Origin of the sequence: Oscillatoria sp. FACHB-1407, assembly GCF_014697545.1 — a bacterium.
In the GTDB taxonomy this organism is placed as follows: domain Bacteria; phylum Cyanobacteriota; class Cyanobacteriia; order Elainellales; family Elainellaceae; genus FACHB-1407.
In genome coordinates this window covers 1-14,482 of sequence record NZ_JACJSA010000036.1, presented here as the reverse complement: position 1 = coordinate 14,482, position 14,482 = coordinate 1, and the positions used below count along the sequence as shown (strand labels likewise).

Here is a 14,482-nt window from a genome sequence, read left to right as displayed (position 1 = left end):
TCGCCCCTTACTTGCCTTGCAATTTTTCCAACCCTGGTAAGTTTGGAACATTCGGTGGCTCCCCTCTCAAGACACTGACCACAATGGCTTGAATGAGGTTCGGGACTGTCCGAATCTCTTTGTCTGCCCACTTCTCAAGAATTTCAAACTGCTCATCCTCGAAGGACACGGTTGTGCGCCGCATATCATCTGCTTTCTGTTTGGGATGCATAAATCATATCCTTCTTATTTAGAGGATCCCATTTTTGCACTAATTTAATTAAATAAATCAATCGCATTAAATGATGCAATTGAGGATAGTTCTTTCGTAGGACTCGTTGCCACCCAATTGCAACAGTGCCCCTTTGCATGAAGTGGCAATGAGATAGGGAGAGCCATGGCTGTGCAAGTCTTACAGCCACCTGATGACTCACTCAAAGAACTCACCTGGCGACTCTCAAGCGTCAGAGGCAAACGGGTTCCAGGCTGGACTTTGTGCTGGTGGCTTGAACACCTGCACATTGAACCCAACGAATACGGACTCTATTTGGAGCTTCCTGACCTCACCAGCAGTTCCCTGGTGATCGTTGATTTTCCTGCGATCGCTCCTCGACCGTTTGTCACTGGCTGAAACCATTAAGACCAGAGGCACGCACCATCAACAGGTCAATGCAACAACGGTTCCGCCTCGTTGCTCCAGGTCGGTGCGTGCCCGTTCGAGTTCAGCTTCATCTCGCGCACAGATCGCCACCCGCGCACCTGCATCGACCAACTGACGTGCCATCACCAGACCCAACCCGCGTGACCCTCCGGTAATCAGGACAGTTTTGCGGCGGAGGTCGTAGGTTTGTTCGCGCCACCACCGATCGAGCAGTAGAAAAACGGGAAAAAGGGCGATCGCAAAGGCGATCAGCCTGAAGAGGCTGTCATAGTTGATATGCATCGATCCAAGTTCCTAATTAGGCACCAACAGTAACGCGATCGCTCATCTCTGCTTCCAGCACTTCCTCAATCCGTTGAATTGTTGCGGCAGATAGTGGATGACCGGATGCGACGACGTTTTCTTCGACCTGGGTGGGTTTGCTTGCACCAATAATCACACTGCTTAATTCCGGATGACGCAAGCACCAGGCAAGGGCTAACTGGCTCAAGCTCAAGCCTTCCTGCTCGGCAATGGGCATCAATCGCTGCACCTTGATTAACTGGTGGTGATCCAGTTCGCCATCGTTCAAAAACATATTTTGTTTGGGGTCACTTGCCCGTGATCCTTCTGGCAGAGGTTGACCGGGTTTGTATTTGCCTGTCAGCAAACCCTGCGCCAGCGGAGAGTAGTTGATGGTGCCGATGCCCTCACGACGGCACAGCGGCAACACCTCTTTCTCAATCGTGCGATCGAGCATGTGATAACGCGGTTGATTAGAGGCGATCGGGGCAAGATTTGCCAGACGAGTCAAATCGGCAGCATGGGCGAGTTGTCCGGCACTCCATTCAGAAACCCCGTAATACAAAATTTTTCCTTGTTTCACCAGATGGTCAAATGCCATCAAGGTTTCCGCCAATGGAACCGTCGAGTCATATCGATGGGCTTGATAAAGGTCGATGTAATCTAACCCCAACCGCTTTAAACTGGCATCACATTGCTCCAAAATGTGTTTGCGTGATAAGCCGCGATCGTTGGGTCCATCCCCCATCGGGAAATAAACTTTAGTTGCTAAAACATAGGATTCGCGAGGATACTGACGCAGCACCTTTCCGACAATTTTTTCGGCTTCGCCCCTGGCGTAGACATTCGCCGTATCAAAGAAATTAATGCCCAAATCATAGGCTCGCTCAATACATTGACGGGCAGTCTCTTCTGCCGTTGCACCGCCATAGGTGAGCCATGACCCCAGACAAACCTCTGAGACGCGAATGCCGTGTTTCCCTAAATGCCGATATTCCATAAGTCATCTCCTTGCTTAGTTCCACTTTAGAAAACGTTGTTAATAAGGTTCTCTTTCGGCAGGAGGAGACAATAATTGATCTTCATTAACTGTTTCTGAGCAGGTCTAGTAAAGTTCTATTTTCATACTCCATTTAGAAAACAAAATGAAGTATTAAAAATAGTTTCAAATACTTTAATCCAGTATTAATTAACGTCAATTTGATCTAAGTATCTGACGAATCAATTTGCGGCTGTCAGGGCGAACCTGTCTTCGTGAGTTACCAGAAAACAAAAACTTGCTCAACTGATGCAGTTGAGTTTTGCCCAAATAGCAGCAATTTCAACCATCAAAATTCTGATCTCAAACTCAGGTTAAGTAGAGCTTTTTGATAGACATTTAAAGTTTACAAAGACTCTGTTTTGATCTTTTTTTAAGGTGTGACTAGACCCTCTCGGGGTAGAGGTTTAATCAACTCAAAGTTCTTAATTTTGACTAGAACGATCGCTTTTACCGTTTGCGAATCAGTCAATATGAAACTTACAGCAATTTTCATTTGTGGATGCCCCACCGACCGTTTGCATCGCTTGAATTCATGGGCATTCGCTGTGTGGCACTCGGTTGAAAACTGCTGTAAGCCAGTTGCTCAACAAGTTGTTGCCATCATGGGGGCATCCAGTGGCATCGGACGAGAAACTGCCCCTCAAATTGCTCAGCGAGGTGCAAAAGTGATTGGTGCGCCAGATATAGCCGTAGCCACATTCCATGGGGCGAAGGCGAGTCGGAAAGCTTCTCAGCCTCAGGGTTTGAGCCATTGCCTTTGCCTTTATCAGGAGGCAGATAGCGCATGGTTGTGATACCCGATGACCCTCAGTGGATGGCGATCGCCACCCTGGTTGATGCCATTCAGCAGGTGGCTCATCCCTTCACTGGAGAAAGGCAGTACTACGATCAGTTGCTTGACGCTATTGGGGATGCTCAATTGGTGTTGATTGGCGAAGCCTCTCACGGCACGCATGAGTTTTATCAACACCGTGCCGAGTTGACCAAGCGATTGATTCAAGAAAAGGGCTTTGTTGCGGTGGCGGTGGAGGCAGATTTTCCCAATGCTGATCGGGTCGATCGCTTTGTCCGGGGAGTTAGCAACGACACAACTCCAATGGAAGCTCTGGGCGAGTTTCAAGACTTTCCCCAGTGGATGTGGCGCAATGTCGATGTCTTGCACTTTGTGGATTGGTTGCAACAATACAACGATACCCGACCCAGCTACAGTGCAAAAGTGGGGTTCTATGGGCTAGATCTCTACAGCATGTATGCCTCTATGGATGCAGTGTTGACCTATTTAGAACAGGTTGACCCAGAAGCGGCAAAACAGGCACGTCATCGCTATGCTTGCTTTGACCACGCGGGAGAAGACTCCCAAAGTTATGGATATGCTGCCACCACTGGGTTGAGTAGTCCGTGTGAAGACGAAGCGGTAAATCAACTTGTGGAATTGCAGCGACGCATGGGTGAGTACACCCAACAGACGGACATTGCAGCAGATAGCACCCTGACTGCCGATGAGTTTTTTTACGCGGAACAGAATGCTCGTCTGGTCAAAAATGCAGAAGCTTATTACCGCTCGATGTTTCAAGGTCGGGAAAACTCCTGGAATGTGCGCGATCGCCACATGGCAGAGACGTTAGACCACCTGGTAGACCACCTGCAACGCCAGGGAAAACAGCCCAAGATTGTGCTCTGGGCACATAACTCTCACCTGGGTGATGCGCGGGCAACCGACATGAAAGCCGCAGGCGAGTGGAACGTCGGGCAACTGGTGCGCGAACGCTATGGACACGACGCTTTTTTACTTGGGTTCACCACCTACAGCGGCACAGTAACGGCAGCATCTCACTGGGGCGACCCACCCGAATTTAAGCAGGTGCGTCCGGCGTTGCCCGATAGCTACGAAGCCATTTTTCATCAGGTGGGCTTGCCGCAGTTTTGGCTCGATCTGCGTCAGAACAATTCAGCTATCCTGGGGCTACAAATTCCACGATTAGAACGGGCGATCGGAGTGGTTTACTTACCCCGCAGCGAGCGGCGGAGCCATTACTTTCAGGCTCAACTTCCGGCTCAGTTTGACGTGGTGATCCACCTTGACGACACCCATGCCGTACAGCCACTCGATCGCCCCGACTCCATCGAAGCTGGAGACCATCCCCCAGAAACCTTTCCCTCTGGGCTATAGCTTTTGCCCTTGTGGTTCCTGCAACCACACCAACGGCAATAGTGCTACAAGGCGCAACACACTAGAGAGCGCAAATACTCCTGTCATGCCCCCTACGTCGGTCAGTTGGGCTAACCATCCACCGACTAAGGCTCCTGCTGCCCCAGCGACTCCGCCGATCGCCGCTGTCAAAGCAAAATATTTTGTGTGGTGTTGAATCGGGGCGATCGCCAATTGCAGATTGTTGATACACAGGTCGATTGCGGCTCCCGTGCCCCCACCCAACAGGTGCAACAGTGGGAACCACAGCCAAATCGAGGAAATGTTAGCCCCCGTGCCCAGCCACAAAAGCGGTGTAACAGCAACCAACAACCCGTCCAGCAGCAAGATCGGACGATTGCCGATGCGGTCTGCCAGTTTGCCCCAGACCAGCAACATCAGCAGATTGGCGATCGCCCCCAGCGCGTTATAGAGCGTTACCCAACTCAAATCCAACGCCAGGTTATCGAGCAAATACAAGTTAAAAAACGGGTTGCAGACATTCACACCAAATGCCCAGGCACCAAAATACAGCAGATATAGCAAGAACTGGGTGTTATTGAGAATGCTGGAATGAGCGGTTTCAGGGGACATCTCAGCAAAATGGGCGATCGCCAGGTTAGCTGGTTCGGTTAACTGAGAAGCCGCATGAGCGACAGTATCCTCTCCAAGATTCTCTTGAGTGGCTAAGGGACTGAGTTCTAACGAGTCAGATTTGAGCGGTGTCGGGGGAAGAAGGGCAGGCTTAAACGTCATTAACCGATATGCCTGGGGATTCACATCGGTCATGCGCGATTGAAAGCCGAGGCTGATTAGCCCTGCGATCACGCCGACCACCACCATTACACCAAACCCCTGAATGCTGCCCCCTGACCAATCGGAGATCGCCACCCCCAGCACAGGTAGCGCAATAAAACTGGTGAGGCTAAAGGTGCTGTTGCGGAAGCCAAAGTAGCGTCCTCGCAACTGTCGGGGAACCAAGGTCGCTAGCCAGGAGAGCCAGGAGGCACTGCCGATCGCAGCCAGCACATGAGTCGCTAACATCACCACCAGGGTTGCCACAATCATCTGTTGGGGATGGGCAGGGTGTCCGTAAAGGATGATGGCGATCGCCAGGGGCAACCAGAGCAAACGCGAGATGCCATAGACCCAAAGCCCATAGAGCCGACGACTGGTGGTGCAATCGGCCCAATAGGCTCCTAGCGGTTGCAGCAGGTTTGCCAGCATCGGCATCGAAGCTAACATGCCGATCTGAAAGGGGGTCGCCTCTAGCTCGACTAAAAAGTTGTTGAGTAACACCCCCCCGGTGATGGTAGAAAAAAGTGTGGCAAAGATGCCATCGAGGGTTGACGCACGAAGACTAGAGCGAATTTCGTCTTTTGAGATGATTGTGGGGAGACGTTGAGGTCGAGTGCCCAGGGGAGGGGTGAGGTCTGAAATCGTCTGGCTTAAAGGAGCCATCGTCGCTTCTGCGATCGTTTCTTCTAACGAATGTGTCAACCCGATCTATCCTTAAAGCCAACCCTTGAGTGAATACCTTTCAGAATTCCCATAATCCATCACTCAAGAACAGATGCATTGATTTGGCTCTATTGTCATCCGAAAGTGTGGGAGCGGAATGAGACTGGGGCGATCGCCTCAAATACCTGACCCAAACTCACTCTCGGCTCTTGAAATCCTGCGTAGACAGGCATAGGAGTAGGCTTTTCTCCCTTTGGATAGAGCTTTAGTTCGAGCGATAGAGATAGCTTCCAAGAGGAGGTCGTATGCGCTTTTGGAGTTTAACGATGAAGACTCCTTTGAATCGTTAAATTGTCAAGAACATTTCCTGTCTACAAGATTTCTCGGTGCTATCTTTTCTCTATCAAACTGACTAAGAAACTGTGTTTAATTATCTTCCTCCGCTCAACGAGCACAACCTGCCCTACCCCGATACGATTCACCCAATCGTGGTGCATTTTGTGATCGCGATGGTGTTGTTTGCTTTTCTCTGCGATATCATTGGCTACTTTACTCGTAACCCAAAATTATATGAGGTGAGTTGGTGGAACCTCGCATTTGCAACCGTTTCAATCTTCATTGCTGTAATTTTTGGGCAGATTGAGGCAGGTTTAGCAGAACCCTACGCAGCATCAGTTTCAACGCTCAATGCCCATACCGTTCTGGGGTGGTCATTGACGGCTATTCTGGCAGTGATTACCGGATGGCGATATGTCATTCGGCTGCAAGAAAGACCCCAGTTACCCATTCCTTACTGGGGTGCCAGTGTGTTATTAGTTGCGCTGGTGTTTGTCCAGTCCTACTGGGGAACGTTGCTGGTCTGGGTTTATGGCTTGCACACAATTCCCGTTGTAGATGCCATTCGGGAGGGTCTGTCATGAATCCAGACCTGCTACAACAGTGGGATAGTTTGGGAGCTAATGGGTTGCCATACGTCATTCCCATTCATCCTCAATTGGTGCATTTGACACTGGGCTTATTTATTGTGGCGATCGCCTTTGATGTTGTCGGGGCGTTGTTTCCTGTCGATCGAGCAGCTTTTAAGTATCTCGCTATTCCTGTTACTCGCTCTGCCCTGTTTGATGTCGGTTGGTATAACCTGCTGGCATCTGCCATCATCACCTTTTTCACTGTCATCGCAGGCTTATTTGAAGTGTCTCTGGCTGTGCCGCTTGCAGATGTCACCAGTGCCTGGGGATTTCACGCCTTAGAAACCATGATCATGCATGGTGTAGGGGGTGTCTTAATCTTGACGTTGATTGTAGCAATGACGGTTTGGCGAGGCTTTCAACGGTTTAACTGGCGCAAAGATATGGCAAGACAGGTGCAGTGGAGCTATCTAGCGGCAGGCTTATTTGTGTTTGTGCTGATGTTTGTCCAGGGAACGTTGGGCGCACATCTTGGTGCTGAGTTTGGCGTTCACGTCACAGCAGATCAACTGTTGCATTTAGGTGAGAACCCCAATCAGTTGTAGTCAAGACAGAAGGCAGAGGGCAGAAATACATGATGAAACTCCGCGCAATTGTAATAATGACGGTCTACGCTGTCCTGGTCACATTTGCCAGTCTTTGGATGGCAAAGCAAGCTTATTCCTGGTTTCCGCCAGAGGCAGCAGCGGAAGCAAAACTGCTAGATGATCTGTTCAGTCTTTTTACTGGGTTAGGCACCTTCATTTATTTGGGAGTGATTGGCCCGTTTATCTACTCGCTGATCTTTCACCGAGCGGAAAAGTATGACCTGAGTGATGGGCCTGACATTGAAGGCAACACCTGGTTGGAGATCATCTGGACTGTAACACCGCTCATTCTGGTGGTGACGCTTTCCTTTGTCAGCTATCGTACCTACGAAAAAATGTCGATTCGTGGACCAATGGAGCTAGTGCATCTGCACATGCCTCAAATGGTGGAACCTGCCTATGCTGAACCGTTTGACAGCACGCCTCAGCAAGAAATTCAAGAGGCTGTAGAAACGTCTCCCATTGAGGAAATCGATGTAGTAGCAAAACAATGGGCATGGATATTTCACTACCCAAACCAGGATGTAACCAGTACAGAATTGCATCTCCCGGTCGATCGCCGCGTTCGGTTTAAACTGCACTCAGAAGATGTATTGCACGGGTTTTACGTTCCAGCGTTTCGCTTGAGTCAGTATGTGGTGCCCCATGAAGACATTGATTTTGAACTAACCCCCGTCAAAATTGGCACTTATCGATTACGGGACTCAATGTATAGCGGCACTTATTTTGCTGCAAATCAGACTGATGTAGTAGTCCAGTCTGCGAGCGATTACCAACAGTGGCTAGCCGATGCAGCGGCTCAAACCCCTACTCCTGCGTTTAACCCTGCGAACTACGAATACAGCCAAGTCTTTGAACCCGGATCGGGTAACACCAAGGACAAGGTAGCTGTTCGTGGGTGGGCAACGATTCCGCCAGCACCACCGCCTGTTGTGAACTACGCGCCCAAACACGAGCCGGAAAGCCCACCCGTGTAAGGCAAAGGCAATGGGTCGATGGGAAAACAAGGCTCTGCTCATGATCCCCTTTCCCCCTCTCCCCTCTCCCACTCTCCCTCCCCCCTTTTCTCCTCTTATGACAAACATCTCAATTGAGGCTCCAGAAGTCGTTCGTGGGCAACCTTACCCCGGTGCGCCTGACAACTGGAAACGGTTTTTTACCTTCAGCACCGACCACAAAGTTATTGGCATTCAATACATCGTCACGTCGTTTGTTTTCTATCTCATCGGCGGACTGTTTGCCATGATTATGCGGGGGGAACTGATTACTCCTGAAGCCGATCTGGTCGATCGCACGGTGTATAACGCCCTGTTTACGATGCATGGCTCAGTCATGTTATTTTTCTGGACGTTTCCGGTGTTGGTGGGACTAGGAAATTATCTCGTACCGCTCATGATTGGGGCACGAGATATGGCATTTCCTCGCCTCAATGCGGTTTCGTTTTGGATGATCCCGATCGCCGGAATCTTGATGATGTCGAGTTTTCTGGTGCCAGGAGGTCCATCCCAATCGGGGTGGTGGGCATACCCACCGGTTAGCTTGCAAAACCCCACCGGGAATTTAATCAACGGGCAGGTGCTCTGGATTCTCTCGGTTGCGATTTCGGGTGTGTCCTCGATTATGGGGGCAGTGAATTTTGTCACGACTATTTGTAGAATGCGCGCACCGGGCATGACCTGGTTTAAGACTCCTGCCTTTGTTTGGGCAGTGCTAGCAGCGCAACTAATTCAGCTTTACGGCTTGCCTGCGCTGACAGGTGGGGCAGTGATGTTGTTACTGGATTTGACGATTGGCACGAGTTTCTTCAATCCTGAAGGGGGCGGAAACCCAATCCTATACCAGCACTTCTTCTGGTTTTATTCCCATCCTGCGGTGTATGTGATGGTTCTGCCTGCATTTGGCACGTTTTCAGAAGTCTTGCCCGTTCATGCACGTAAACCTCTATTTGGATATCGGGTAATTGCTGCATCATCCCTGATCATCACTGTGATTAGCAGTGCTGTGTGGGTGCATCATATGTTCGCCAGTGCCACCCCTAGCTGGATGCGAATGTTTTTTATGGTGACGACGATGCTAGTGGCTATTCCTTCAGGGGTTAAGGTGTTTGGCTGGGTAGCAACCGTGTGGGGCGGAAAAATCCGCTTTACAACGCCTATGTTGTTTGCCCTTGGTGGCATCAGCAACTGGTTGTTTGCGGGTATTACAGGCATCTTTTTAGGATCGGCACCAATCGATCTTCACGTTCACAATACGTACTTTGTCGTGGGGCATTTTCATTACGTGCTGTATGGGGCGATCGTCATGGCTATCTATGCTGCGATCTATCACTGGTTCCCAAAAATGACAGGTCGTATGTATTACGAAGGCTTGGGCAAACTTCATTTTGTTCTGACATACATCGGGACGGCATTAATCTTTTTGCCAATGCACCCTCTAGGGTTAATGGGGATGCCACGTCGGGTCGCATCCTATGACCCAGAGTTTGCCTACTGGAATGTGGTTGCTAGCATTGGTGGTTTTCTGCTGGGACTGTCTACGCTGCCGTTCATCCTGAATATGGTGAGTTCCTGGATTCGGGGTGAAAAAGTGGGCAACAACCCTTGGCGGGCATATGGCTTGGAGTGGCTGACCTCGTCACCACCTACAGTAGAAAACTTTGAGGAAACGCCCATTGTGATTTCGGGTCCCTATGGCTATGGCAGACACCAACCTCTGGTCGAGCACGCTCCCAATCCCGGTTTGACGGACTTTCCTGAATCTTTTACAAAACAACCATCATCATGACAGTAGAAAGAACCATTGCCCAAGACGTTGAAGCTAACGTCCGCGAACATCAGGAACACGACGAAGCAGGAAACAGTAAATTTGGGTTTATTGTGTTTCTGCTGTCAGAAAGTGTTATTTTCCTGAGCTTCTTCACAGGCTACATTATCTACAAAACCACAACCTCGGTGACAGATTGGTATCCACTGGGGGTGACAGGTCTGGAGACTAGAGAACCTCTAATCAACACGATCGTGTTGGTTTCCAGTAGTTTTGTGATCTATGTGGCTGAGCGATATTTGCACGATAAAAAGCTGTGGGGGTTTCGGATATTTCTGTTGACCACGATCGCCATGGGTAGCTATTTCCTCTTTGGTCAAGCGGTGGAATGGCGGGGTTTGCCCTTTAGCTATACCTCCGGAACCTTTGGCGGCACGTTCTTTCTATTAACTGGATTTCACGGTTTGCACGTTCTCAGTGGCATCGTGTTGCAGTTGCTAATGTTGGGGCGATCGTTCATCCCCGGCAACTACGACAACGGTTTCTTTGGTGTAGAAGCAACATCGTTATTTTGGCACTTTGTCGATGTTATTTGGATTGCGTTGTATGTGTTGATCTATGTTTGGCAGTAGGAGATCTATATGATTATCGATGACCAATACTATGACGTAATTATCATTGGTACAGGTGCAGGGGGTGGGACTTTAGCGCGTAAATTAGCACCCACAGGGAAGAAGATTTTAATACTGGAACGAGGAGAATTAATCTATCGTGAAAGTTCTGAATTAGTGGATACTGAGGTTTTCAAAAAGGAACAATACCACGCTAAAGATGCATGGTTTGACAACGAAGGAGAACCCTTTTACCCACAAACTTATTACTCTGTTGGTGGCAATACCAAGATTTGGAGTGGCGTTTTACAGCGGATGCGTGAGCGTGACTTTGAGCAGGTACAACATCAAGGCGGAGTCTCTCCAGCATGGCCTCTGAAATACCAAGATTTTGAGCCTTATTACACCGAAGCCGAGAAGTTGTATCAAGCGCATGGCAAGGTCGAAAACGACCCCACTGAACCGCCCCACAGCGAAGCCTATCCCTTTGCCGAAATTGCCCATGAGCCGATGTTGCAAAGCATTGGAGACACCCTCTCACAACAGGGATTGCACCCTGTTCATTTGCCGTTAGGAGTGGGCGATCGCGGTCGTACTGACGCAGAAGACACTGGGGTCAGCCCGGTTCTAACCAGCGACAATGTAACTCTCAAAACTTCGGCTCAGGTCGTCTCTCTGCACACCAACCCATCGGGTGCTGAGATCAAAGCAGTTGAGGCAAAAATTGGCGGTCAGTCCTATTTGTTTTTAGGGGACATTATTGTGTTAGCCTGTGGTGCCGTAAATTCGGCGGCATTGCTGCTCCGATCCGCTAACGAAAAACACCCCAACGGCATCGCTAATGGCTCTGGTCAGGTGGGGCGTAACTTTATGAAACAACTGCTGTCCGTCGTTGTGCAGCTAACCGCATCTGCCAATTCTGGAACATTTTCTCGCACCCTGGGGTTGAATGATTTCTACTGGGGAGACAAAGACTTTCCCTATCCTCTGGGGCACGTACAAAACTCCGGCGGCATTTTGCAGGATGTTATCTTCGCAGAAGCACCCCCAATTTTGTCAGCATTGTCTAGACTGATGCCCAACTTTGGGTTGCGGCAGTTGGCGACCCACTCCATCGGTTGGTGGCTACAAACCGAAGACCTCCCCAACGCCAATAATCGCGTTCATTATGTGGGGGATAAATTGCGAATTGATTACACGCCTAACAATGTGGAGGCACACGATCGCCTGGTCTACCGTTGGATTGACGTGCTCAAGAATGTAGAAGCAACGCAACCCTCTGCCTTTAACCGCACCACCCACCCCCGTAGCGATATGCCTATTCAGGTTTTGGCGCATCAGTGCGGCACCTGTCGGTTTGGCGAAGATCCCGCAACCTCAGTGTTAAATCTCGATTGCCGAACCCACGAAGTCCACAATCTCTATGTAGTAGATAGCAGTTTCTTTCCGTCCCATGCCAGTGTTAGCCCTGGCTTAACCGTCATTGCCAATGCACTGCGGGTGGGCGATCGCCTGATCCAACAATTGAGCAGTTAAGTTACGGGTTAGTTGCACGGTTAAGCACAAGAGATGGCGATCGCCCTGTCTTGCATTAGCGGTATCGCGATCGCCCTATAATCATTTAGCTCCGAAAAGCAACGAGTCCCCAAATACCAACGGCTAGATGCACAATGTTATGGAGGATGTTGACGGGAAAGGTGGATAACAAGTACCCATACCCCGCATCAACTACAACATCTGGTCCACCCGTTCCAGGAGTTGCAACCATACCTGGAATGAATCCAAACAAACCGACCAAAACATAGATAATTCCGCTGATAACGGCAAAGTAACGTGCTCCCATGGTTAGGCTCCGCATCAACTAAATTGTTCAATCCGGGGTGGCTTCTTCTGTGTCTCTAAAAATATCGACTCTCAAATCCCTGCCTTCAGACAACATCTCAGGGGCAACCGCAGGGTTTCCTAAAATCTCCTGGGGATCGCCAGTAAACCCGCCACTGTAAACCAGGTCAAGTGGGTCAACGATTTGAGGGGAATCAGGCGCAGTCTTGTTAGCCTCGGACTGCTCCTGATGTTGGTCATCTTGATTGTCGTTTTGATTGTCGTTAAAGAACGCTGAATGCTCTTGGATACCCATATCCCTTACCTCTGTATAAACTCCGGATGAACAATGAGTGATTAACCTTGATTTCCTAAACGAGCGATCGCCCGTTTCCGCTACCACCGCTTTGCTAGATTTTAGTTTGATTAATGTTTGCTGACGGGTTCAACGATTTGCCCAAGCAATTGGAACAAGGAGCACAATGTTTTGAATCTAACGATAGGGACTCAATTGTTCTTCCATCAGGAGAGATAAAGCACTCGTCTAAACCCACATCGCTTTACCTGAATTGCGCTCCTATGACAACCCTAAATAGGACAACTAAATTATTACAGCCATAAGATAAGTAGATCTTATGTCTCAAAAAAAGCCTCACACAATGTTCCTCTATTCGCTATAGTGGGTAAGTGCCAAAAACGAACCCCTCCACCGAAGCGACCTCAAACCGCCTTCTGGTGCGGGTAGTAGCACTTCTACTAGTACGGTTGTCCTCACCCACACAGTGAACGCGATCGCGCTATAGTGAGAGAGTGTCAAGGGAAAGTCAAGGCACAGTGAACCTGGAAAAAAGAATAGTTTGAAAGCCAAATTAAACACCAATCCTCGTTAAAAACAATGTTGGTTTTGAGTGAATAACTTATGGACGAAACGACAATTGAGTCGAATGTCCAGAGTTATTAATTTGAAACCTTAAAGAGGATTTGAAACAAGATTTTAGTTTTGTTTCAGAGCCAAATATAAATCAAACACTTCAAAACGGAGAGTTTGATCCTGGCTCAGGATAAACGCTGGCGGTATACATAACACATGCAAGTCGAACGCAGTTCTTCGGAACTGAGTGGCGGACGGGTGAGTAACGCGTGAGAATTTGCCTTCAGGACGGGGACAACCGTTGGAAACGACGGCTAATACCCGATGTGCGTACCAAGTGAAAGGATTTATCGCCTGAAGATAAGCTCGCGTCAGATTAGCTAGTTGGAGTGGTAATGGCACCCCAAGGCAACGATCTGTAGCTGGTCTGAGAGGATGACCAGCCACACTGGAACTGAGACACGGTCCAGACTCCTACGGGAGGCAGCAGTGAGGAATTTTCCGCAATGGGCGCAAGCCTGACGGAGTAATACCGCGTGAGGGACGAAGGTCTGTGGATTGTAAACCTCTTTTGATAGGGAAGAATAATGACGGTACCTATCGAATCAGCCTCGGCTAACTCCGTGCCAGCAGCCGCGGTAATACGGAGGAGGCAAGCGTTATCCGGAATTATTGGGCGTAAAGGGTTTGTAGATGGTTCAATAAGTCTTGTGTTAAAGCCAGAGGCTCAACCTCTGAGATGCACAAGAAACTATTGGACTTGAGGGCAGTAGGGGCAGAGGGAATTCCCAGTGTAGCGGTGAAATGCGTAGATATTGGGAAGAACACCGGTGGCGAAAGCGCTCTGCTGGGCTGTACCTGACATTAATGAACGAAAGCTAGGGGAGCGAAAGGGATTAGATACCCCTGTAGTCTTAGCCGTAAACGATGGATACTCGATGTTGCCTTGACCAAAGGCAGTGTCCAAGCTAACGCGATAAGTATCCCGCCTGGGGAGTACGCTCGCAAGAGTGAAACTCAAAGGAATTGACGGGGACCCGCACAAGCGGTGGAGGATGTGGTTTAATTCGATGCAACGCGAAGAACCTTACCAGGGTTTGACATGTGCAGAATCCTTTTGAAAAGAAGGAGTGCCTTCGGGAACTGCAACACAGGTGGTGCATGGCTGTCGTCAGCTCGTGTCGTGAGATGTTGGGTTAAGTCCCGCAACGAGCGCAACCCTCGTTTCTAGTTGCCAGCATTAAGTTG

15 protein-coding genes and 1 rRNA gene are annotated in these 14,482 nt (G+C 49.5%); 10 read left to right on the top strand and 6 right to left on the bottom strand.

Going from position 1 to position 14,482, the window contains the following annotated elements:
• Positions 1-7 precede the first annotated feature (7 nt).
• A complete protein-coding gene (locus tag H6G89_RS32230) occupies positions 8-211 on the bottom strand; it encodes a hypothetical protein (RefSeq protein WP_190514106.1) in 204 nt (67 codons plus the stop codon).
• A gap of 165 nt (positions 212-376) precedes the next feature.
• Here H6G89_RS32230 and H6G89_RS32225 point away from each other — a divergent pair, with 165 nt between their 5' ends.
• Positions 377-610, top strand: a complete 234-nt coding sequence (locus H6G89_RS32225) for a hypothetical protein (RefSeq protein WP_190514105.1) — start codon at positions 377-379, stop codon at positions 608-610.
• A gap of 27 nt (positions 611-637) precedes the next feature.
• On the opposite strand, the gene H6G89_RS36170 is transcribed toward H6G89_RS32225, so the two are convergent.
• Together H6G89_RS36170 and H6G89_RS32215 are read right to left on the bottom strand one after the other, a co-directional pair.
• Positions 638-922, bottom strand: coding sequence for an SDR family NAD(P)-dependent oxidoreductase (locus tag H6G89_RS36170; protein WP_190514104.1), 285 nt, complete (start codon positions 920-922; stop codon positions 638-640).
• A gap of 16 nt (positions 923-938) precedes the next feature.
• Entirely contained in the window at positions 939-1,922 is a 984-nt protein-coding gene (locus H6G89_RS32215) for an aldo/keto reductase family protein (RefSeq protein ID WP_190514103.1), read from the bottom strand.
• A 512-nt stretch (positions 1,923-2,434) separates the two neighbouring features.
• Between H6G89_RS32215 and H6G89_RS32210 the strand changes: the two genes are divergently transcribed.
• Positions 2,435-2,758 (top strand): hypothetical protein, encoded by a 324-nt coding sequence (locus H6G89_RS32210; RefSeq protein ID WP_190514122.1) that lies wholly within the window; start codon positions 2,435-2,437, stop codon positions 2,756-2,758.
• On the top strand, positions 2,749-4,134 hold the full coding sequence (locus H6G89_RS32205) for an erythromycin esterase family protein (protein WP_242060222.1): 1,386 nt from the start codon (positions 2,749-2,751) through the stop codon (positions 4,132-4,134). The genes H6G89_RS32210 and H6G89_RS32205 overlap by 10 nt, the downstream gene beginning before the upstream one ends.
• Here the strand turns inward: H6G89_RS32205 and H6G89_RS32200 are convergent.
• Complete coding sequence (locus tag H6G89_RS32200) at positions 4,129-5,652, bottom strand: MFS transporter (protein WP_242060221.1); 1,524 nt, start codon at positions 5,650-5,652, stop codon at positions 4,129-4,131. The two genes, H6G89_RS32205 and H6G89_RS32200, sit on opposite strands and share 6 nt — an antisense overlap.
• Before the next feature lie 383 nt (positions 5,653-6,035).
• Here H6G89_RS32200 and H6G89_RS32195 point away from each other — a divergent pair, with 383 nt between their 5' ends.
• The 6 genes from H6G89_RS32195 (at position 6,036) to H6G89_RS32170 (ending at position 12,078) form a co-directional block, all read left to right on the top strand.
• Positions 6,036-6,533, top strand: a complete 498-nt coding sequence (locus H6G89_RS32195; protein WP_190514102.1) for a DUF2231 domain-containing protein — start codon at positions 6,036-6,038, stop codon at positions 6,531-6,533.
• A complete protein-coding gene (locus H6G89_RS32190; RefSeq protein ID WP_190514101.1) occupies positions 6,530-7,126 on the top strand; it encodes a DUF2231 domain-containing protein in 597 nt (198 codons plus the stop codon). Before H6G89_RS32195 ends, H6G89_RS32190 begins: the two co-directional genes overlap by 4 nt.
• 56 nt (positions 7,127-7,182) lie before the next feature.
• The gene (locus H6G89_RS32185) at positions 7,183-8,145 is read left to right on the top strand and encodes a cytochrome c oxidase subunit II (RefSeq protein WP_242060220.1); all 963 of its coding nucleotides are present in this window, start codon (positions 7,183-7,185) and stop codon (positions 8,143-8,145) included.
• Positions 8,146-8,242: 97 nt separating this feature from the next.
• Positions 8,243-9,952, top strand: a complete 1,710-nt coding sequence (gene ctaD, locus H6G89_RS32180; protein ID WP_190514099.1) for a cytochrome c oxidase subunit I — start codon at positions 8,243-8,245, stop codon at positions 9,950-9,952.
• Positions 9,949-10,563 carry a cytochrome c oxidase subunit 3 gene (locus H6G89_RS32175; RefSeq protein ID WP_190514098.1) on the top strand — a complete coding sequence of 205 codons (615 nt, stop codon included), beginning with the start codon at positions 9,949-9,951 and terminating at the stop codon, positions 10,561-10,563. Before ctaD ends, H6G89_RS32175 begins: the two co-directional genes overlap by 4 nt.
• Before the next feature lie 9 nt (positions 10,564-10,572).
• The gene (locus H6G89_RS32170) at positions 10,573-12,078 is read left to right on the top strand and encodes a GMC oxidoreductase (RefSeq protein ID WP_190514097.1); all 1,506 of its coding nucleotides are present in this window, start codon (positions 10,573-10,575) and stop codon (positions 12,076-12,078) included.
• Between the two features lie 85 nt (positions 12,079-12,163).
• On the opposite strand, the gene H6G89_RS32165 is transcribed toward H6G89_RS32170, so the two are convergent.
• Together H6G89_RS32165 and H6G89_RS32160 are read right to left on the bottom strand one after the other, a co-directional pair.
• Positions 12,164-12,385 (bottom strand): DUF4383 domain-containing protein, encoded by a 222-nt coding sequence (locus H6G89_RS32165; protein WP_190514096.1) that lies wholly within the window; start codon positions 12,383-12,385, stop codon positions 12,164-12,166.
• 27 nt (positions 12,386-12,412) lie between these two features.
• A complete protein-coding gene (locus tag H6G89_RS32160) occupies positions 12,413-12,679 on the bottom strand; it encodes a hypothetical protein (RefSeq protein WP_190514095.1) in 267 nt (88 codons plus the stop codon).
• A 717-nt stretch (positions 12,680-13,396) separates the two neighbouring features.
• Between H6G89_RS32160 and H6G89_RS32155 the strand changes: the two genes are divergently transcribed.
• Positions 13,397-14,482 (top strand): 16S ribosomal RNA (locus tag H6G89_RS32155); the annotation flags it as partial.